Here is a 19,231-nt window from a genome sequence, read left to right on the forward strand (position 1 = left end):
GGGACATGCGTGAGCGCCGGGACGAGGGTGGGACAGCGTGCCCTGAGTGGAGCGTGCATGACACGCGTAGAAACGGAGGAACGCGTGAGTGAACAGTTGTCCCCCGACTTCTACGCGCGTCAATCTCCTGCTTGGTCAGGCCAGTTGTCAAGGTTTCGGCCATGTACGGCTCCCGTCGGGGAGATGAACCGGGCGGCATGGGTCGAAATCCGTCTAGGCTGAGCGGCTGAAGCCTTTCAAGGTCCGAGGAGAACCCGCCGATGTCAGACAGCTCCCCCCTGCCGCCGGTGCGGCTGCACCCCGAAGCGGAGCTGGCGCGCGACGCGCTGTCCACGCCGTTGCTCTCCCGGGCCGCCCGGCTCGCCCGCTGGGCCGGACCCGAAACCCGCGTGGACGCCGGGGGCGGGCTGGTCGACGAGCAGCTCCCGGCCGCCGCACAAGCGCTGTCACTGAGCGGCGACGACGCCGCCGCGCTCGCCGGCGAGGCCTGGCGGGTCGCCCTGGACGCCGGCCTGGTCGAGATCACCGACGAGGAGGCCGGGACCGTGGCCGCGGGGCAGGATCTCGCACTGCTCACCGGCGGCTCCCCGCACGACGTCCTCGCGGTGTGGCTCGCCGCGCTGGAGACCGTGGTCGCCGACGCGAGCGTGCCCGACCTCGACGGTCTGGTGGACGCCATGGACGCCGGCGGCGAGGTCGATTTCTCGTCACTCGACTGGGACCCCGAAGCCGAGGCCGCTTTCCTCGACGGCGTCCTCGGCAACCTCTACCTGCTCACCGTCAGCGAGGACGGCCCCGGCGGAACCCCCGTCCCGCTGCCCGCGCTGGCCGCCTCGGTGATCGTGCCCAGCGACATGGGGGAGCCCACCAACGACATACTGGAGCAGGTCTCCGACGCCATGATGCGGCTGGACGACCAGTTCCGGGTGCTCGAGCCGATAGGGCTCGTGGAGTACCAGCCGGTCGACGAGGCCCTGATGACGGACGCCGACGGCCCCGACGGAACCGCCGGGGAGCCGTCCGGACCGGTCGACGACACCGACGTCACCCGGTACGGCATGGTCCGGCTGACCCCGCTCGGCGCGTACGGGCTGCGGGCGCGGCTGCTGGAGGCCGGGTTCGAGGCGCCCGCCGTCGGCGAACTCGCGGACAAGGGCGCGGACGTCCTGCTCGACGGCACCTCCGCCTTCCCGCCTGCCGCCGCCCAGGCCGAGACCGAGCAGTGGCTCGCCCGCCGCGAACCCCTCGCCGCCGCCCGCGAGCTGCTGGCCGCCGCGCGGGGCGGCGACCCCGGCGCGCCGCTGCGCCGGCTGCGCTGCCAGCAGGCGCTCTCCCTGGTCGGCGCCCAGGCCGAACCGGCGCTGCGCGACGTGCTCGACGACCCGGAACTCGGCGGTCTCGCCCGGGTCTGGCTGAGCGAACACGGCGCCGCCGACGTACCGCCGCCCTCCGAGGAACTGGTCTTCTGGTTGACCATCGACACGGTCGCCGCCCAGCTCCAGGCGGAGGGCAACTCGGAGGAACTCCAGGCCCTCGTGGAGGGCCTCGCCCGCCAGCACAGCGGTTTCTTCGCGGCGGCCTGGCGGGTGGAACATCCGGCGACGGCGGACGTCCTGGAGGCGATGGGGCGGCTCCACCCCGACAAGCGGGTGGCGAAGGAGGCCAGGAAGGCGGCGTTCAAGGCGCGGTCGCAGCGCGGCGGTTGAGGTCACCCGTCGCGGCTGCGGCAGCCTCAGTCGCACGCCGAACGAGCGAAGTCTTCCGCAACGGCCGGAAGTCGGCGGGACTTTTGCGGGCCGTGGGTGAGTAATTACGGATTCATGGAAGCGGGCCCGGTGAAGTCGTCCGGTGTTCAACTCCCGTTCAGGGACGGGCGGGACTGTTTCGCCGACCCGAGGTCCGCCACCCTCCACGGCACGCACACCGTCACAGGAGACACCATGTCGCTCACCCGCAGGGACTTCGCCAGAAAATCCGCGATCACCGGTGCCGGAGTCGCACTGGCGGGCAGCGTCGGCGCCCTCGCCACCGCGCCGGGCGCTCTCGCGTCCACCGACACCGAGGCGGGCGGTGAGGCGGCCGGCGCGCACGGCGGAGTCGGCTACGGGCCGCTGATCCCCGACCCCGACGGCATCCTGGCGCTGCCCGCCGGCTTCAAGTACCGGATCATCACCTACAGCGGCAGGACCAAACTGGAGTCGGGTGAGTTCACCCCCTCCAACCACGACGGCACCTCCACGTTCTGCGGCCCGCGCGGCGCCACTCTCCTGGTCAACAACCACGAGCTGAAGGGCCCGCGCGCCAACTGGACGTACCCGGTGCCGCTCACCGAGGGCCTCGTCTACGACCCCGCCGCCTCCGGTGGCTGCACGGTCGTCGAAGTCCGCCGCGACCACGTCGCCGAGTGGGTCGGCATCGCCGGCACCTCCACCAACTGCGCGGGCGGCAACACCCCGTGGGGCACGTGGCTGACCTGCGAGGAGACCGAGGACAAGGCCGGCCAGAACGGCATGACCAAGGACCACGGGTACGTCTTCGAGGTCGACCCCGCCGACCGCCGCGCCAACCGCGACCCCAAGCCCGTCAAGGCGCTCGGCCGCTACGCCCACGAGGCCGTCGTCGTCGACCCCAGGCGCGGCCACCTGTACCTGACGGAGGACGCGTCCGGCCCCAACGGCCTGCTGTACCGCTGGACCCCGCCGGAGGGCTTCCACCACGGCCGTGGCATGCTGCGCACCCTCGCCGACGACGCGGGCGTGCTCCAGGCCTTCAAGTGCTTCGACTCCGGCGGCAAGTTCGTCGACGACCTCTCCCGGGCGACGAGGACCGGCACGGTGTACGGGGTGGACTGGGTGACCGTCCCCGACCGTGACGCCAGGACCACTTCCGTCCGCAAGCAGTTCACCGACGGCCGGATCACCCGAGCCCGCAAGCTCGAGGGCATGTGGTGGGGCGACGGCGGCGCCTACATCGTCTCCTCCTTCGCCCGCGAGGAGAGCCCCGCCCAGCACGACGGCCAGGTCTGGTTCTACGACCCCGGGCGCCGCACGCTGACCCTGAAGGTCCTGCTCGGCGTGAACCCGGACCCGTCCGCCGACGGCGCCTTCGACGGCCCCGACAACATCACCGTCTCCCCCTACGGCGGCCTGGTCATCGCCGAGGACGGCGAGGGCGTCCAGCACCTGTTCGGCGCTACCGACAGCGGCCGTACGTACCCCATCGCCCGCAACGAGCTCAACATCGGCACCGAGGCGGAGCCGGAGTACAGCGAGTTCACCGGCGTCACCTTCTCACCCGACGGCAGCACCCTGTTCGCCAACATCCAGGATCCCGGCGTCATGCTCGCCATCACGGGCCCCTGGAAGCGCCAGAAGCGGTAATTAATTCGCTCGCTCGTCCCGCGGGTCGCCTCCTAGAGTGATGCATGTCCAGGTGCGAAGGCAGGACCTACTTCCACTCATAATGGGGCGGCCGCGGGTTCGAGTCCCGCCACCGGCACAACGAGCCGGTGTAGCTCAGGGGTTAGAGCACCACACGTCGGTTCCGCCGACCTCGATCTCTGGACACCACAACTTCACGCGCACCTCCCGGTGCGGAACTGATCTCGGGAGGCGCAGCTCATGGTGGGTGCCCGGTGCGAAGGCAACGGGTACTTCGTGGATCAGGTATGTTGCGGGTTCGAATCCCGTCATCGACCCAGGGTCGATGTGGCGGAAATGGAAGACGCGCCTGATTATGTGCCGTCGCCGAATTCTGTCCTCGGGCATCCTCCTTTTGCTGCGCCTCCCCCCGAAACCAACGCAACCACGAATTCGGGGGAATTCACCATGGCCCGGTTCAACACCAAGGCCGCCAAGGCGCGGCCGACCTCCCGCGTCACCTCCACGGGGCGCGTCCTGCGTACGTACGAGGGCGGCCGCGGACGCGAGCGTGAGGCGCGCTCCGAGCTCTTCCTGCTCGCCGTGTCCAACCTGGTCGGGCAGAACACCTTCTACGAGACCGGCGCCGACCGCGACGACCGGTTCGCCACGCTCGTGCGCGAGCTCGCCGTCACCGACCCGTCCTGGACGGCCGGCCTGCTCGGCTGGCTGCGCGGCGAGGGAAACATGCGCACGGCCTCGATCGTGGGCGCCGCCGAGTACGTGAAGGCGCGCCTGGACGCGGGCGTCACCGACGGTCCGTCGAACCGCCGCGTCGTGGACCGCGTACTCCAGCGCCCGGACGAGCCCGGCGAGCTGCTCGCGTACTGGACGGCGACGTACGGCCGCGCCCTCCCCAAGCCGGTCAAGCGCGGGGTCGCCGACGCCGTACGCCGCCTCTACCACGGCAAGTCGCTGCTGAAGTACGACACCGCCTCCAAGGGCTACCGCTTCGGCGACATCCTCAACCTGGTGCACGCTGCGCCGGATCCGGACAAGCCGTGGCAGGGCGAGCTGTTCCAGTACGCCCTCGACCGCCGTCACCACCCCGACACCGCCGTACCGCCCGCGTCGAGCCCCGTGCTCACCGCGCACCGCGAGCTGATGGCGCTGCCGCCCGAGCGGCGGCGGGCGGTCGTCACGGCACCCGACGGCGCCGAGCGGCTGGCGGCGGCGGGCCTCACCTGGGAGGCCCTGGCCGGCTGGCTCCAGGGACCGATGGACAAGGCGGCCTGGGAGTCCGTGATCCCGTCCATGGGGTCGATGGCGCTCGCCCGCAACCTGCGCAACTTCGACGAGGCCGGGGTCTCGGACGAGGTCGCGGCCCGGGTCGCGGCCAGGATCAGCGACCCGGCGGAGGTCGCGCGCTCGCGGCAGTTCCCCTTCCGGTATCTCGCCGCATACCAGCACGCGCCCTCGCTGCGCTGGTCGTACCCGCTGGAGCAGGCGCTCGGCCACTCGCTGGCCAACGTGCCCGCGCTGCCCGGCCGGACGCTGGTGCTCGTGGACCGCTCGGGCTCGATGTTCTACTCGCAGGTGTCCGACCGTTCGCAGCTCACCCGGGCCGACGCGGCGGCCGTCTTCGGCACGGCGCTCGCACTGCGCGCGGCGGACGCGGACCTCGTCGAGTTCGGGACGACGAGCCGGCGCGTGCGGTTCACCAAGGGCGAGTCGGTGCTGAAGATCCTGGGACGCTTCGGCAACCTGGGCGGCACCGACACCACGGCGGCCGTGCGCAAGCACTACCGCAAGCACGACCGAGTGCTGATCGTCACCGACGAGCAGTACGCGCACAGCTACTACGGCGACCCGACCGAGCAGGTCCCGGCCGACGTCCCGGTCTACACCTGGAACCTGGAGGGCTACCGGGCGGGACACGGGCCGTCGGGCAAGGGGAACCGGCACACCTTCGGGGGGCTTTCGGACGCGGCTTTCCGGATGGTGTCCCTGCTCGAAGCCGCTCGGGACGCCGACTGGCCCTGGGCGGCCTGAGCGCAGGCGTGGCCCGCACTTCTCCGCGGGGTGCGGGCCACACCCACTCACGGCCGTTCGTCCCGCCCCCTGATCACGAACGCCGACACCAGCAGCGCGCCCAGCGCGATCAGCGCCGACGCCGAAGGCGCGGGACGCGCCGTGGGTCAGGATCTCGGCCGGGGAACCGGTGGCGTGCCGGGTCGCCGTGCCGAACACCGTGACCAGGACGGAGAGTCCGAGCGTGCCGCCGAGCCACTGGAGGGTCTGCAGCAGACCCGATGCGGCGCCCGCCTCGCGTGGCTCGACCGCCGCGAGGATCGTCGCGTTGAGCGGCATGAAGCTCAGGCCGACGCCCATGCCCAAGAGCAGCAGGGGGCCGAGCAGGCCGGTCGCATAGCCGTCGCCCGGGCCGAGCCGCCACAGCCACAGGCTCGCCGCGACCACCAGCGCCATGCCCGTCAGCAGGACCGGCTTGGCGCCGAGGCGGGCCAGCAGCCGGGGTACGAAGCGGACGACCGTGAACATCGCCAGCGTCATCGGCAGGAAGGCGAACCCGGCGCGCAACGGGCTGAAGCCCAGGACGTGTTGGCCGATCAGCGTGAGGAAGTAGAACGCGCCGAACATGCCCGCGGGCAGCAGCAGGACGCCGGTGTAGCCGCCCGCCCGGTTGCGGTCGGCGAACAGGCGCAGCGGCATGATCGGCTGGGCGGCGCGGGACTCGACGAGGACGAACCCGGCCAGCAGCGCGGCGGCGGTGCCGAAGCCGAGCATGGCCTGGGTGTCGCTCCAGCCGGTCTCCGAGACCCGGATGAACGCGTACACCAGCGAGGTCGTCCCGGCGGTTCCGGCGAGCGCGCCGGCCGTGTCGAACCGGCCCGCGTGGCGCGGGGTCTCGGTGAGGAAGCGGGGCAGGGCGACGGCGACGCCGATGCCGATGGGCACGTTGCTCAGGAGGGACCAGCGCCAGGACGCCCAGGAGGTGAGCATGCCGCCGAGGACCAGGCCGACGGAGGCGCCGATGCCGGCCATGGAGGAGTAGATGCCGAGGTGCTGGGCGCGATGAGGGCGGCGCCGACGCCCTGCAGCGCGCGGGCCGCGAGGAGCCAGGCGCTGTCGGTGGCGAGCCCGCCGAGCAGGGAGGAGCCGGCGAAGAGCAGCACGCCGACGGTGAGGGTGCGGCGGCGGCCGAGGATGTCGCCGGTGCGTCCGCCGAGCAGCAGCAGGCCGCCGAAGGCGAGCGTGTAGGCGTTGAGGACCCAGGACAGACCGGTGCGGCTGAAGCCCAGGTCCTGTTGGATGCCGGGCAGCGCTACGTTGACGACGGTGGAGTCGAAGCCGACCAACAGGTAGGCGGTGACGACGACGAGGAGGGCGGTGCCAAGCCAGGCGGATGACGGTGGTGCGGAGCGAGGGTTCGGCCGTCACGGCGGGAACCGGCTCCGCCGCCCTCACGGCGTGCGGCACCTTGATGCGGAACGCGGCGACCCGGCTGGTGGAGGCGGCCCAGGCGGAGGGAACCCTGCGGGCCGACATCGAGCCGATCGAGGTCCTGAGGCTGGCCCACGGGATCGCGACGGCGTCCGAGCTGGCGAACGCGCAGGGCCGGCACATCCGCCGGTATCTGTCCCTGCTGACGGAGGGGCTGCGGCCCGGCGCCGAGAAGTGAGCGCCGGGTGCCCCCGGGAGCCGGGGGCACCCGCAGGCATCGTACGAGGGCTTGGTACGAGGGCTTCCTGCCAGTGCTTACAGGGCCTGAGCGGCCGGCTGCACCATGTTCCGTACCGTGCGGGCCTTGACGAAGTCGCCCATCGCGGTCATGTCCCACTCGCCGGAGAACTGCCGGACGAGCTTGGCCATCATCACACCCGTCTGCGGCTCGGCGCTGGTGAGGTCGAAGCGGACCAGTTCCTCGCCGGTCGCCGCGTCCAGCAGGCGGCAGTAGGCCTTGGCGACCTCGGTGAACTTCTGGCCCGAGAAGGAGTTCACGGTGAAGACCAGGCCGGTGACCTCCTGCGGCAGACGCCCGAGGTCGACCGCGATCACCTCGTCGTCGCCGCCGCCCTCGCCGGTGAGGTTGTCACCGGAGTGCTTGACCGCGCCGTTGAGGATCGTGAGCTTGCCGAAGTAGCAGCTGTCGATGTGGTTGCGCTGCGGGCCGTAGGCGATGACCGACGCGTCCAGGTCGATGTCCTTGCCGCGGAACGCGGGCTCCCAGCCGAGACCCATCCTGACCTGCGACAGCAGCGGCCGGCCGCCCTTGACGAGGGAGACGGTCTGGTTCTTCTGCAGGCTGACCCGGCCCTTGTCGAGGTTGACCTTGCCGGCGCCGGGGGCGGGCGGCGCGGGCGGGGCCGGGGGTACCGCGGGTGCGGGGGGAGCGGTGACCGGCGCGGGGGGAGCGGTGACCGGCTGCGGGGTCTGAGCGGGTGCCGGGGCCGGCGCCGGCTCCTCCACCGTCACGCCGAAGTCGGTCGCGATGCCCGCGAGCCCGTTGGCGTAGCCCTGGCCGACGGCACGGGCCTTCCACTGCCCGCCCCGCAGGTAGATCTCCACGACCACCAGCGCCGTCTCGGTGCCCAGCTGCGGTGGCGTGAACGTGGCCAGAGCGGACCCGTCGTCCGCGTTGCGGATGGTCGCCGTGGGCTCGATGCCCTGGAAGGTCTGGCCCGCGGCGTCCGGACTCGCGGTGACGACGATCTTCTCGATGCCGGGCGGGACGGCGGCGGTGTCGACGATGATCGCGTCGGGTGCGGTCCCGCCGCCGGACCGGTACGTCACGCCGGGCCCGCTGGGCTGATTGTAGAAGATGAAGTCGTCGTCTGAGCGCACCTTGCCGTCGGCGGTCAGCAGCAGGCCCGACACGTCGAGCCGCACCGGCGCGGCGACGTCCACCGCCACGCGGGAGACGGACAGAGGGATGTTCGAGCCAGGGGTCATAGCTGTCATGCCGGGTGAACGATCGAACCCGCTTTACCGTTCCCTTACCCGGCGGTCAATCGGGGGAGTGACCGCCGCGGGCCGCCGGCGGGCGGGCCGACGGGTTTCGCCCCCGCCGCCCCTACCCGTCCCGTCTCCAGGGGCTCCGCCCCTTCGACCCCACCAGGGGCTCCGCACCTGGACCGTGGCGGGGGCTGCGTCGCCTGCGCCCCGTTTTCGGGGGGCAGCCCCGGACCCCCTGCCGCTGGGGACTTCACCCCAACCCCCGTTCGGCCCTGAACGGGCCTCGTCCTCAAACGCCGGACGGGCTGGAGCCGAGCCCCTGCGGCACCACCACGATCTTGCGTCCCACCCCCGCCGCGAACTGCTCCAGCGCCTCGGGGTAGCGCTCCAGCGGGATCCGGTCGCTGATGAAGACCTCCGGGTCCAGCACCCCGTTCGCGAAGAGCTCGGCCGCGCGTTCGAAGCTGTGCAGGACGGCCATGGAGCCGGTGATCGTGATCTCCTGGTTGTAGATGCGGTACGGGTCGATGGTCACCCGTGTCGCGTAGTCGGCCACCCCGAACTGCAGGAACGTCCCCGCCTTGGCCACCCGGTCCAGGCCGTCCTGGATCGCCGCCGCGTTGCCGGTCGCGTCGACGACGACGTCCCAGCCCTGCGGCCGGTCCAGTTCGTCCGCGTTCACCGCCGACGCGGAGACGCCCAGCCGACGCGCCGTCTCCAGCCGGGCCGGGTTCACGTCCACCACGTCCACGCTCGCCGCGCCCGTGCGCTTGGCGAGCTCCAGCATCATCAGGCCCATGGTTCCGGAGCCGTAGATCAGCACGTGCGCGCCCAGGCGTGAGCGCAGTACGTCGTAACCGCGCACCGCGCACGACAGGGGCTCCACCAGGGCCGCGTCCTGGGTGCGGACGTGCTCGGGCAGCCGTACGCAGTTCGCGACCGGGGCGACGGCGTAGCGTGCCGCGCCGCCTGCCGTGGTCACGCCGATCGCCGCCCAGCGGTCGCAGAGGTTGTTGTGGCCGGTACGGCAGTACCGGCACTCGTGGCAGTACAGGGACGGATCCACCGCCACCCGGTCGCCGACGGACACCTCCGTGACCTGGGTGCCCACCCCGACCACCTCGCCCGCGAACTCGTGGCCGGGCACGATCGGGAGCTTGGGCGCGAACTCGCCCTGAAGGATGTGCAGGTCGGTGCCGCACAGCCCGCAGGCCGCGACCTCGACGACGACGTCGCGGGGGCCGGGCGTCGGGTCGGGGACCTCGGTGACGACGGCGCGGCCCACGGACTCGATGACGGCGGCCTTCATTTGACGGCTCCCAACGACAGGCCCTGGACCAGCTTGTCCTGGGCGGCGAACCCCGCGGCGAGCACCGGCAGGGAGATGACGAGCGACGCGGCGCACACCTTGGCCAGGAACAGGCCCTGGCTGGTGATGAAGCCGGTCAGGAAGACGGGGGCCGTCTCGGCCACCACGCCGGTGAGCACGCGGGCGAAGAGCAGTTCGTTCCAGCTGAAGATGAAGCAGATCAGGGCCGTCGCCGCGATGCCGGGCAGGGCGATCGGGGCCACCACGCGCGCGAGGATCGTCGGCAGGCGCGCGCCGTCCACCCGGGCCGCCTCGATCACCGCCACGGGGACCTCGGCCAGGAAGGACTGCATCATCCAGACCGCGATCGGCAGGTTCATGGAGGTGTAGAGGATGACCAGCAGCCAGATGTTGTCCAGCATGTCTGTGTTCTTGGCGAACAGGTAGATCGGGAGCAGGCCCGCCACCGCCGGCAGCATCTTCGTGGAGAGGAAGAAGAACAGGACGTCCGTCCACTTCCTCACCGGCCGGATCGACAGCGCGTACGCCGCCGGGAGGGCCAGCAGCAGGACGCAGAGCGTGGACACCACCGACGCCACCGTGGAGTTGACCAGCGCCGGCCAGGGGCTCGCCCCGCCGCCGGTGCCGAAGAACTCGCGGTAGCCGTCGAGGGTCAGCGACGCCGCGAAGGACGGCGGGTTGGTCGCCGCGTCCTGCTCCGAGTGGAAGGACGTCAGCGCCATCCAGGCGATGGGCAGGAAGAAGACGATGCCGGCCAGCCAGGCCAGCAGGCCCAGGCCAACGCCCCGGTGCTTCCTGACGCGTACGGCGATGGCACTCATGCGCGGGACACCTCCTCGCGGAACAGGGACGACACCACGCGCAGGGCGAAGGTCGCGATGACGATCGAGCCGATGACCACCAGCACGCCCGCGGCCGAGGCGAGGCCGTTCTCATGGGCCTGGTAGAAGCTCTGGTAAACGGTGTAGGGCAGGTTGGCGGTGCCCAGACCGCCGGACGTGATGGTGAAGACCGCGTCGAAGTTCTGGACGATGTAGATCGAGCCCAGCAGCGCGCCCAGCTCCAGGTAGCGGCGCAGGTGCGGAAGCGTGAGATGGCGGAATATCTGCCAGTCGCTCGCGCCGTCCACTCTCGCCGCTTCGATCTGCTGCTGGTCGCGGCTCTGCAGGCCGGCGAGCAGGATCAGCATCATGAAGGGCGTCCACTGCCACACCAGGGAGGCCTCGACCGCGAGCAGCGGCGTGTTCGAGATCCAGTCCGGCTGGGGGCCGCCCACGTAGTGCAACAGGCCGTTCAGCAGCCCGTATTCGGGGTTGTAGAGCACGTGCTTCCACAGCAGCGCCGCCGCCACCGGGACCACGAGGAACGGGGCGATCAGCAGCGTGCGCACCACGCCCCGGCCGCGGAACCGCCGGTCCAGCAGCAGCGCGAGGGCCAGGCCCAGCACCAGGCTGATCAGGACCACCGCGGCCGTGAGCAGGACGGTCGTCCACACCGAGTGGCGCAGGTCCGCGTCGGTGAGCACCTGGTGGTAGTTGTCGAGGCCGGTGAAGTGGCGGGCCTTGGGGTAGAGGGCGTTCCAGTCGAAGAAGGAGATCACCAGCGTGGCCACGAACGGCAGCTGGGTCACGGCGATCATGAAGACCAGCGCGGGGAGCAGCGGGGCGCGGGTGGCCCAGGCGCGCAGCCGGGCGGAGGGCCGGCGGGTCGTGCGCATGGATGGTGCGGCCACGGGGGCCGTTGTCGTGGCGGTCATCGTCCCTCGTACTCCTTGGAGATCCGCTCGGCGAGCTGCTGGGACTTCTTCAGGGCCGAGGCGACGGACTGGCGTCCGGCGATGGCCGCGCTGATCTCCTGGGAGACCTTGGTGCCGAGGTCGGTGAACTCGGGGATGCCGACGAACTGGATGCCGGGCGCGGGGCGCGGCTGCACGCCGGGGTCGTTCGGGCGGGCGTTCTCGATGGCGTCCTTCGTCATGTCCTGGAAGGCGGCGGCCTCCTTGCGGTAGGCGGCGTTGGTGTACGTGGACGCGCGCTTGCCCGCCGGGACGTTCGACCAGCCGATCTCGTCCCCGACCAGTTGCTCGTACTGCTTGCTGGAGGCCCACGAGACGAACTTCCAGGCCTTGTCGGGGTTGCGGGACGCCTTCTGGATGCCCCAGGCCCAGGTGTAGAGCCAGCCGGAGGACTCGGTCTTCTCCACGGGGGCGGGGGCGTAGCCGAGCTTGCCCTTGACGGGGGAGCCCTTGGCCTCCAGGGAGCCGGCCGCGGAGGTGGCGTCGTACCACATGGCGACCTTGCCCTGGGTCATGTTGTTGAGGCACTCGGCGAAGCCGGACTGGGCGGCGCCGGACTCACCGTGCTCGCGGACGAGGCCGACATAGAACTTCGTCGCCTTTTCGAAGGCGGGGGCGTCGAGCCGTGCCTTCCAGTCCTTGTCGAACCAGGTGCCGCCGAAGGTGTTCACGACCGTGGTGAGGGGTGCCATCACCTCGCCCCAGCCGGGCAGGCCGCGCAGACAGATGCCCTTCATGCCGGGCCTGGCGCCGTCCACCTCGGCGGCGAGGCCGGCGATCTGGGTCCAGGTGGGGTGCGCGGGCATCGTCAGGCCTTCGGCGTCGAACACGTCCTTGCGGTACATCAGGAAGGACGACTCGCCGTAGAAGGGCTGGCCGTAGAGCTTGCCGTCGTCGGCGGTGAGGGACTGGCGCATCGGCCCCAGGACGTCCTGTTCGTCGTAGGCCGGGTCCTTGGCGACATAGGTGTCCATCTCGTGCAGCCAGCCGTTGCGGGCGTAGATCGGTATCTCGTAGTTGGAGAGGGTGGCCACGTCGTACTGGCCCGCCTGGTTGGCGAAGTCCTGGCTGATCTTGTCGCGGACGTCGTTCTCGGGCAGGACGGTGAAGTTGACCTTGATGCCGGTCTCTTTGGTGAAGTGGGCGGCGGTGAGTTTCTGCAGCTCGGTCATCTGGGGGTTGTTGACCATCAGGACGTTGATGGAGTCGCCGCCGGAACCGGACCCGCCCGCACCGACCCAGCAGCCGGAGAGCAGCGGGGCGAGCAGCGTCCCTGCGGCGGCCAGGGCGAGCATGGCTCGCGGCGGCCGTCGTCGGCTCTGGGTTCGCATGGATCGCTCCTGGACGTATAGGGAGATAAGGGGCGTGCTATGGCGTGGATGTGCTCTGGAGGGCAGTGGGTTTGATCTACGGACCGGGTCGGGATGTCACACCCGGATCACCTGCGGCCCCAGCAGCGAGTACCGGTGGGCCTCGGCCGCCGGGAGCAGCGTGCTCGTCACGATCGTCTCCAGCGTGCCGACCTCGGCGAACCGGCAGAAGCTGACCGCGCCGAACTTGGTGTGCACCCCGGCGAAGACGGTGCGCCGGGCGGCGCGGATCGCCTGGGCCTTGACCTCGCTGACCGCCGGGTCGGGCGTGGTCAGGCCGTGTTCGCGGGAGATGCCGTTGGCGCCGATGTAGGCGAGGTCGAGGACGAAGCCGGCGAGCATCTTCGTCGTCCAGTGGTCGACGGTCGCCAGCGTACCGGGGCGGACCCGGCCGCCGAGGAGCAGGACGCAGACGTTCTCGGTCCCGGCGAGCGCGCCGGCGACCGGCAGGGACGCGGTGACCACGGTCAGCGGCCGGTCCGCGGGCAGGGCCTCGGCGATGAGCTGCGGGGTGAAGCCCTCGTCGACGAAGACGGTCTCCGCGTCCCCGAGCAGCTCGGCCGCGGCGGCCGCGATCCGGCGCTTCTCGGGTACGTGGCTGGTGGCACGGAAGGCGAGCGTCGTCTCGAACCCGGCGCTCTCCACGGGATAGGCGCCGCCGTGCGTGCGGCGCACCAGGCCGTGGTCCTCCAGGGCGCGCAGGTCGCGCCGGATGGTCTCCTTGGCCACGCCCAGCTCGGCGGCGAGCGCGGTGACGTCGACCATGCCGGTGGCGCGTGCCGCTCGCACGATCTCCCGCTGGCGTTCTTCCGCCGTTCTTCCGCTCATGCCTCACACCGCCTTCCCGCCGTGTTGCCCGTTCGGGCCCGGTGGGGCCCATGGGGGAAGTTGTACAGCGGGTCTCGGGCGCTGACCAGGTCTGTTGCCTGCCCGATACCGCCCGGGTGTGCCCGTTCGCCGTCGGGTGTGCCCGCCCTCGGACCTGGGCGGCTTCGGCCGGGGACGTGTGATCGGGCGGTGTCCGTGCCCGAAGGCGGCGGCGGGCGGGCCCGTTCGGTGCCCGCCCCGCCGCTGTCAGGGTCGTTTTTCCGCCGCGCCCGCCGTCAGTGCGGCCAGATCGGCGGATCGTTGACGAAGTGGCCGCCGAGGTGGGCGTGGGCCGGGTTCTCCGGGTCCAGCTCGCCGTGCTCGGCGATGAGCTTCCCGGCGTACGGCTCGGAGTCGTCCCGCGGCTCGTAGCCGAGTGCCCGCGCGGTCGTCAGGTCCCACCACAGGCGCGTGTTGGCGGACGAGCCGTAGACGACGGTGTGGCCGACGTTCTCGGCGGTCAGGGCCGCGTGGAAGAGGCGGGCGCCGTCGGCCGGGCTCATCCACACCGAGAGCATGCGCACGCTGGTCGGCTCGGGGAAGCAGGAGCCGATGCGCACGGAGACGGTCTCCAGGCCGTGCTTGTCCCAGTAGAACTGCGCGAGGTCCTCGCCGAAGGACTTGGACAGGCCGTAGAAGGTGTCCGGGCGGCGCGGGGTGTCGATCGGGATGAGGGGGGCATCGCCCCGGGGGGCCGGGGTGAAGCCCACCGCGTGGTTGGAGGAGGCGAAGACGATGCGCGGCACGCCCTCCCGGTGGGCCGCCTCGTAGAGGTTGTAGGTGCCCTCGATGTTGGCCTTGAGGATCTTCTCGAAGGACGCCTCCAGGGAGATGCCCGCGAGGTGGACGATCGCGTCGACGCCCCGGACCGCCTCGCGCAGGGCCTCCTTGTCGGCGAGGTCCGCGGTGACCGCCTCGGGCGCGTCCTCGACGGGGCGCACGTCGAACAGGCGCAGGTCGTAGCCGTACTCCGGAAGCAGTCCGCGCATCAGGGTGGCCAGCCCGCCGGCGGCGCCGGTGAGCAGAACGGTACGGGGAGCGGGCATCCTGGGTCTCCTTGGCTCGGGCGGCGGCTGGATCGACGCATGCACGTCCGGATTCTTGTCCGACATTCACATGCATGGACACGCTAGGGAGGGCCGGTGTGTGTGGTCAAGTGCGGCGTTGGAGTGCGGAAATCCGCTCCTGTATCAGCGCGTTCGCGTGCTTGACCCGCGTCGAGTGGGGCCTTTAGCGTGGGCGCGTTCAGAAATGTAGACGTTGATCAGAAATATGCACCGACAGGGAGAGCCCGTGACGCCAGCCCCTCTCGCCGCTCGTCTCCGCGACCCCCGGGGGCCGCTGTTCTTCCCCGTCACCGCGTACGGTCCGGACGGTTCCGTCGACCTCGGCGTCTATCGCACGCACGTGCGCCAGGGCGTCGAGGCCGGGGCCGCCGCCGTGTTCGCCTGCTGCGGCACCGGCGAGTTCCACGCCCTGCTGCCCGAGGAGTTCGAGGCCTGCGTAGGGGCGGCCGTCGAGGCCGTGGAGGGACGCGTACCGGTCGTCGCGGGCGCCGGATACGGCACCGTGCTCGCCGTGCGGTACGCGGGACTCGCCCGCGCGGCCGGCGCCGACGGCCTGCTCGCCATGCCGCCCTACCTCGTCGTCCCCGGCCAGGAGGGCCTCCTGCGCCACTACCGGGAGGTGGCCGCCGCCACGGAGCTGCCCGTGATCGTCTACCAGCGCGACAACGCGGTCTTCACGCCCGCGACCGTGGTCGAGCTGGCGCGTACCGAGGGGATCATCGGGTTCAAGGACGGCGTGGGCGACCTGGACCTGATGCAGCGGATCGTCAGCGCCGTCCGCACCGAGGCCCCCGGCGACTTCCTCTACTTCAACGGCCTGCCCACCGCCGAGCAGACCCAGCTCGCCTACCGCGGCATCGGCATCACGCTGTACTCCTCGGCCGTGTTCTGCTTCGCGCCCGAGATCGCCCTCGCGTTCCACCGGGCGCTTGAGACGGGCGACGAGGCGACCGTCCACCGCCTGCTGGACGGCTTCTTCCGCCCGCTCGTCGAACTGCGCGCCCAGGGCCGCGGCTACGCCGTCGCCCTCGTCAAGGCGGGCGTACGGCTGCGCGGCCTCGACGTGGGGGAGGTGCGGCCCCCGCTGCACGAGCCGGCCGAGGACCATGTCAAGCAGCTCGCCCAGCTGATCGAGCGTGGGTACGCGCTGCTCGAGGAGGACGTGTGAGGGCGTCGGCGTTCGTCTACCCCTGGGACGTCAACGGGGACCCGGCGGCCCCCGCGCGGATCGCCGCGCTCGGCGTGGCGCAGGTGACCCTCGCCGCCGCCTACCACTCCACGCGCGCGCTGACCCCCCGCCACCCGCGCCACCGCATCATCACCGCCGAGCACGCGGCGGTGCTCTACCCCGTCGACCCCGACCGCTGGGCGGACCGCGCCCTGCGCCCGTACCCGGCCGGCGACTGGGCCCCCGGTGACGCCTACGGCGAGGCCGCCGGCGCCCTCGTCGCGGCCGGCCTCGACGTCCACACCTGGGTCGTCCTCGCGCACAACTCCCGCCTCGGCGCCGAGCACCCCGGCACCTCGGTCGTCAACGCCTACGGCGACCGCTACCCCTGGGCGCCCTGCATCGCCCAGCCCGCCACGCGCGCGTACCTGGTGGGCCTGGCCGCCGAGGCCGCCGTACGGCCCGGAGCGCGCGGCACGGAGCTGGAATCCCTCGGCTGGTACGGGCTGCAGCACCTGCACGCCCACGACAAGACCGGCGGGGTCGGCCTCGGCGAGACCGGGCAGTACCTGATGGCGCTGTGCTTCTGCCCCGACTGCCGGGCCGGCTACGCGGAGGAGGGCCTGGACGCCGACGCGCTGGCGGCCTCCGTACGGACCGCGCTGGAGCCCCTGTGGCAGGGCGCGGCCGACGACGGGGGCTGGGCGGGCGTGGAGAGGCTCCTCGGCGCGGAGACGGCGGCCGCCACGCGCGCGTGGCGCGACCGGACCGCCCGCACGCTCCAGGAGGAGGCGGTCGCCGCCGTCCGCGCCGCCGCGCCCGAGGGCTTCCAGGTCCTGCTGCACGCGGACCCGGTGTCCTACCACTGCGGCGCCAACGCGGGCGTGGACCCCGCGCACGTCCTGTCCGTGGCGGACGGCGTGGTGGTGCCCTGCGCGGGCGGCACGGGGCTGCTGACGCCGTTCGCCGATCAGGGCCGCGCGGGGGCCGTGATCGCCGCCGGCTTCACCGTGGTCTCCGGTATGGGCGGCAGCCCGGACACCCTCGCGGCGGACGCGGCCCGGGCGCGGGAGCAGGGGGCCACGGAGCTACGGCTGTATCACGCCGGGTTGGCGTCGGACGCGGACCTGGCGGCGGTGCGTGCGGCGCTGTCCGCGCGCTGAGCGAGTGCGGCGGTCGTGGTGAGGAGCGCCAGGCCGAACAGGATCAGCAGCAGCCGGTGGTCGACCAGTACGACCAGGCCCGCTCCGACGGCCGGCCCGTTCGGCGTGAACATCAGGGTGTGGGCGGTGGCGGTCATACGGCCCAGCAGCGGCCCCGGTGTCTCGCGCTGTACGGCGGTGAACGCGGCGATCAGCACGCACGGCAGCCCGAGCCCGATCCCCGCGCTGCACGCCGGCGCCACCGCGTCGGACGGCACCGCCCGCCCGGCCACCGCGACCGCCATCAGGGCGATCCCGCCCACCGCGAACCGCCGCTCGCCGAGCCGGCGCAGCGTCCGACCGCCACCGAGCCGGTGCCCTGCACGGCGTACAGGACACCGGTGCACGCGGGGGAGTGGCCGAGGCTGTCCACGACGGCGTATGCCGTCGTGCTGCTCGGGGCGCCGAACAGCATCGCCGCACCGCCGGCCATGACCAGCGGGCGCAGTGCGGGATGCCTCCACAGACGGCGGGCGCCCCCGGACATCGGGAAGGTGCCTCGGGAAAGCGACCGGCCGGGAACGGCACCGATGAGTTTCCCGGCCCCGGCCGGTCCACCCTCCGTACCGGTACCGCACTCCCGGAGGAGCACGTCATGACCGACACGACCCTCGACCTCGGCCCGCAGACCCGTGCCCTGGCACGGCTCACCGAGGGCGTGACCGACGAGCGGCTCTCGGCCGCCACCCCGTGCCCGGACTACGCGGTGCGCAACCTGCTGGGCCACCTGATCGGCCTCGCCACCGCCTTCCGCGACGCCGCCCGCAAGGACCTGGGCGTCACCACCGACACCAGCCCCGACACCGCCGTGCCGGACATCGGCCCCGGCTGGCGCGAGGAACTGCCCAAGGTCCTCGACGAACTCGCCGAGGCCTGGCGCGACCCCGACGCCTGGACCGGCATGACCCGCGCCGGCGGCGTGGACCTGCCCGGTGCGGTCGCGGGCGCGGTCGCCGCCGACGAACTGGTCGTCCACGGCTGGGACCTGGCCCGTGCCACCGGCCAGGAGTACGCCCCCGACCCGGCCGCGCTGGAGGCGTCGTACGGCTTCCTCCTCGCGGCGGCCGAGGACCCGGGCCGCGGCGGCATCTTCGGCCCGGTCGTCCCCGTCCCGGACGGCGCACCGCTGCTGGACCGGGCGGTGGGGCTGAGCGGGCGGGATCCGGGGTGGACGACGATGCCGTAATCGCGAGGCAGGGCGGTACGGCGCCACGTACGCTCCTTGCGTGCCCCTCAGCCTCACCGTCCTCGGCACCGCCTCCCCGCACCCGGGGCCCGGCCGCCCCTGCTCCGGGTACCTGCTGCGCGGCGGGGGCGCCGAGGTGTGGGTGGACGCCGGGACGGGGACCTTCGCCGAGTTGCAGCGGCACACGGATCCGGCGCGGCTCACGGCGATCTGGATCTCGCATCTGCACGCCGACCACAGCGCCGATCTGCTCGCCGCCGCCCATGCCTTCGCCTTCGGCGGACTGACCCCGCCCGCGCCCGTCCCGGTGTACGCGCCGCAGGACTGCGCGAGGCGGCTGGCGGGATTCCTCGGCCGACCGGACGTGGACTTCCTGAGCGAGGTCATGGATTTCCGTCCCCTGTACGACGAGCACGCCGTCCAGCACTGGAACCTCCGCCTCACCGCCCGCGCCGTCGCCCACGACACCGAGGCGTACGGGCTGCGCGCCGAGTGCCAGGGGAGCGTCCTGGCGTACTCGGGGGACAGCGGCCCCTGCGCCGCGCTCACCCAACTGGCCTCCTGCGCCGACCTGTTCCTCTGCGAGGCGGACATCGACGAGCATCGCGAAGGCGAACAGGTCCATCTGACCCCGGAGGACGCGGGGCGCGTGGCCCGCGAGGCAGGTGTACGGGAGTTGCTCGTCACCCACGTCGGGCCCGCGCTCACCCGTGAGACGGCGACCGCCCGCGCCGCCGTGGCCGCCGGGAGGCCCACCGACACCGCCCGCGAGGGCGAGACCAGAACCGTCTGACCCTTCCGCCCCGGCAGCCTCACTCGGCCAGGGCGTCGACCAGCCGGCGGATCGTACCGCAGGGGCGGGAATACCCCCAGGGGGTATCTGGTTGACGTGGGTGCCCGCGAGAGAGACGTC

General features: G+C 72.1%; 16 protein-coding genes, 1 tRNA gene and 2 pseudogenes. 9 read left to right on the forward strand and 10 right to left on the reverse strand.

Annotated elements, in window-relative coordinates:
* The first annotated feature begins 260 nt into the window (after window positions 1-260).
* The 4 genes from ACIBBH_RS02810 (at window position 261) to ACIBBH_RS02825 (ending at window position 5,411) form a co-directional block, all read left to right on the forward strand.
* Window positions 261-1,706, forward strand: coding sequence for a hypothetical protein (locus ACIBBH_RS02810; RefSeq protein ID WP_399401215.1), 1,446 nt, complete (start codon window positions 261-263; stop codon window positions 1,704-1,706).
* Between the two features lie 234 nt (window positions 1,707-1,940).
* Entirely contained in the window at window positions 1,941-3,380 is a 1,440-nt protein-coding gene (locus tag ACIBBH_RS02815) for an alkaline phosphatase PhoX (protein ID WP_399401217.1), read from the forward strand.
* Window positions 3,381-3,425: 45 nt separating this feature from the next.
* Window positions 3,426-3,495, forward strand: a tRNA-Met gene (locus tag ACIBBH_RS02820).
* Between the two features lie 332 nt (window positions 3,496-3,827).
* Window positions 3,828-5,411, forward strand: coding sequence for a TROVE domain-containing protein (locus ACIBBH_RS02825; protein WP_399401219.1), 1,584 nt, complete (start codon window positions 3,828-3,830; stop codon window positions 5,409-5,411).
* A gap of 47 nt (window positions 5,412-5,458) precedes the next feature.
* On the opposite strand, the pseudogene ACIBBH_RS02830 reads toward ACIBBH_RS02825, so the two are convergent.
* Window positions 5,459-6,790, reverse strand: a pseudogene (locus ACIBBH_RS02830) (MFS transporter); the annotation flags it as partial.
* A gap of 14 nt (window positions 6,791-6,804) precedes the next feature.
* Here ACIBBH_RS02830 and ACIBBH_RS02835 point away from each other — a divergent pair.
* A pseudogene (locus ACIBBH_RS02835) lies at window positions 6,805-7,059 on the forward strand (TetR/AcrR family transcriptional regulator); the annotation flags it as partial.
* Window positions 7,060-7,136: 77 nt separating this feature from the next.
* Here the strand turns inward: ACIBBH_RS02835 and ACIBBH_RS02840 are convergent.
* From ACIBBH_RS02840 to ACIBBH_RS02870, 7 genes are all read right to left on the reverse strand, one after another.
* On the reverse strand, window positions 7,137-8,330 hold the full coding sequence (locus ACIBBH_RS02840) for a TerD family protein (RefSeq protein WP_399401221.1): 1,194 nt from the start codon (window positions 8,328-8,330) through the stop codon (window positions 7,137-7,139).
* Between the two features lie 292 nt (window positions 8,331-8,622).
* Window positions 8,623-9,642: a zinc-dependent alcohol dehydrogenase family protein gene (locus ACIBBH_RS02845; protein ID WP_399401223.1), complete on the reverse strand. Its 1,020-nt coding sequence runs from the start codon at window positions 9,640-9,642 to the stop codon at window positions 8,623-8,625.
* On the reverse strand, window positions 9,639-10,484 hold the full coding sequence (locus ACIBBH_RS02850) for a carbohydrate ABC transporter permease (RefSeq protein WP_399401225.1): 846 nt from the start codon (window positions 10,482-10,484) through the stop codon (window positions 9,639-9,641). The genes ACIBBH_RS02845 and ACIBBH_RS02850 overlap by 4 nt, the downstream gene beginning before the upstream one ends.
* Window positions 10,481-11,419 (reverse strand): carbohydrate ABC transporter permease, encoded by a 939-nt coding sequence (locus ACIBBH_RS02855; RefSeq protein ID WP_399401227.1) that lies wholly within the window; start codon window positions 11,417-11,419, stop codon window positions 10,481-10,483. Before ACIBBH_RS02855 ends, ACIBBH_RS02850 begins: the two co-directional genes overlap by 4 nt.
* The gene (locus tag ACIBBH_RS02860) at window positions 11,416-12,789 is read right to left on the reverse strand and encodes an ABC transporter substrate-binding protein (protein WP_399401229.1); all 1,374 of its coding nucleotides are present in this window, start codon (window positions 12,787-12,789) and stop codon (window positions 11,416-11,418) included. The genes ACIBBH_RS02855 and ACIBBH_RS02860 overlap by 4 nt, the downstream gene beginning before the upstream one ends.
* A 96-nt stretch (window positions 12,790-12,885) precedes the next feature.
* Window positions 12,886-13,656, reverse strand: a complete 771-nt coding sequence (locus ACIBBH_RS02865) for a DeoR/GlpR family DNA-binding transcription regulator (protein WP_399401231.1) — start codon at window positions 13,654-13,656, stop codon at window positions 12,886-12,888.
* Window positions 13,657-13,931: 275 nt separating this feature from the next.
* Window positions 13,932-14,741: an NAD-dependent epimerase/dehydratase family protein gene (locus ACIBBH_RS02870; protein WP_399401233.1), complete on the reverse strand. Its 810-nt coding sequence runs from the start codon at window positions 14,739-14,741 to the stop codon at window positions 13,932-13,934.
* A gap of 247 nt (window positions 14,742-14,988) precedes the next feature.
* On the opposite strand from ACIBBH_RS02870, the gene ACIBBH_RS02875 reads away from it, so the two are divergent.
* A complete protein-coding gene (locus tag ACIBBH_RS02875; protein WP_399401235.1) occupies window positions 14,989-15,930 on the forward strand; it encodes a 5-dehydro-4-deoxyglucarate dehydratase in 942 nt (313 codons plus the stop codon).
* A complete protein-coding gene (locus ACIBBH_RS02880; RefSeq protein WP_399401237.1) occupies window positions 15,927-17,093 on the forward strand; it encodes a hypothetical protein in 1,167 nt (388 codons plus the stop codon). The genes ACIBBH_RS02875 and ACIBBH_RS02880 overlap by 4 nt, the downstream gene beginning before the upstream one ends.
* Here ACIBBH_RS02880 and ACIBBH_RS02885 read toward each other — a convergent pair.
* Entirely contained in the window at window positions 17,030-17,377 is a 348-nt protein-coding gene (locus tag ACIBBH_RS02885; RefSeq protein WP_399401239.1) for a hypothetical protein, read from the reverse strand. The two genes, ACIBBH_RS02880 and ACIBBH_RS02885, sit on opposite strands and share 64 nt — an antisense overlap.
* The gene (locus ACIBBH_RS02890) at window positions 17,377-17,619 is read right to left on the reverse strand and encodes a hypothetical protein (protein ID WP_399401241.1); all 243 of its coding nucleotides are present in this window, start codon (window positions 17,617-17,619) and stop codon (window positions 17,377-17,379) included. The genes ACIBBH_RS02885 and ACIBBH_RS02890 overlap by 1 nt, the downstream gene beginning before the upstream one ends.
* A gap of 108 nt (window positions 17,620-17,727) precedes the next feature.
* On the opposite strand from ACIBBH_RS02890, the gene ACIBBH_RS02895 reads away from it, so the two are divergent.
* Both ACIBBH_RS02895 and ACIBBH_RS02900 read left to right on the forward strand, forming a co-directional pair.
* Window positions 17,728-18,318, forward strand: coding sequence for a TIGR03086 family metal-binding protein (locus ACIBBH_RS02895; RefSeq protein ID WP_399401243.1), 591 nt, complete (start codon window positions 17,728-17,730; stop codon window positions 18,316-18,318).
* A gap of 40 nt (window positions 18,319-18,358) precedes the next feature.
* Entirely contained in the window at window positions 18,359-19,111 is a 753-nt protein-coding gene (locus ACIBBH_RS02900) for an MBL fold metallo-hydrolase (protein ID WP_399401245.1), read from the forward strand.
* Window positions 19,112-19,231 lie beyond the last annotated feature (120 nt).

This window comes from Streptomyces sp. NPDC051636 (assembly GCF_044453765.1).
In the GTDB taxonomy this organism is placed as follows: Bacteria; Actinomycetota; Actinomycetes; order Streptomycetales; family Streptomycetaceae; genus Streptomyces.

Coding starts and splice junctions, on each gene's coding strand:
- ACIBBH_RS02810 (WP_399401215.1), top strand. CDS start 261: ATGTCAGACAGCTCCCCCCTGCCGCCGGTGCGGCTGCACCCCGAAGCG.
- ACIBBH_RS02815 (WP_399401217.1), top strand. CDS start 1,941: ATGTCGCTCACCCGCAGGGACTTCGCCAGAAAATCCGCGATCACCGGT.
- ACIBBH_RS02825 (WP_399401219.1), top strand. CDS start 3,828: ATGGCCCGGTTCAACACCAAGGCCGCCAAGGCGCGGCCGACCTCCCGC.
- ACIBBH_RS02840 (WP_399401221.1), bottom strand. CDS start 8,330: ATGACCCCTGGCTCGAACATCCCTCTGTCCGTCTCCCGCGTGGCGGTG.
- ACIBBH_RS02845 (WP_399401223.1), bottom strand. CDS start 9,642: ATGAAGGCCGCCGTCATCGAGTCCGTGGGCCGCGCCGTCGTCACCGAG.
- ACIBBH_RS02850 (WP_399401225.1), bottom strand. CDS start 10,484: ATGAGTGCCATCGCCGTACGCGTCAGGAAGCACCGGGGCGTTGGCCTG.
- ACIBBH_RS02855 (WP_399401227.1), bottom strand. CDS start 11,419: ATGACCGCCACGACAACGGCCCCCGTGGCCGCACCATCCATGCGCACG.
- ACIBBH_RS02860 (WP_399401229.1), bottom strand. CDS start 12,789: ATGCGAACCCAGAGCCGACGACGGCCGCCGCGAGCCATGCTCGCCCTG.
- ACIBBH_RS02865 (WP_399401231.1), bottom strand. CDS start 13,656: ATGAGCGGAAGAACGGCGGAAGAACGCCAGCGGGAGATCGTGCGAGCG.
- ACIBBH_RS02870 (WP_399401233.1), bottom strand. CDS start 14,741: ATGCCCGCTCCCCGTACCGTTCTGCTCACCGGCGCCGCCGGCGGGCTG.
- ACIBBH_RS02885 (WP_399401239.1), bottom strand. CDS start 17,377: ATGGCGGTCGCGGTGGCCGGGCGGGCGGTGCCGTCCGACGCGGTGGCG.
- ACIBBH_RS02890 (WP_399401241.1), bottom strand. CDS start 17,619: ATGTCCGGGGGCGCCCGCCGTCTGTGGAGGCATCCCGCACTGCGCCCG.
- ACIBBH_RS02895 (WP_399401243.1), top strand. CDS start 17,728: ATGACCGACACGACCCTCGACCTCGGCCCGCAGACCCGTGCCCTGGCA.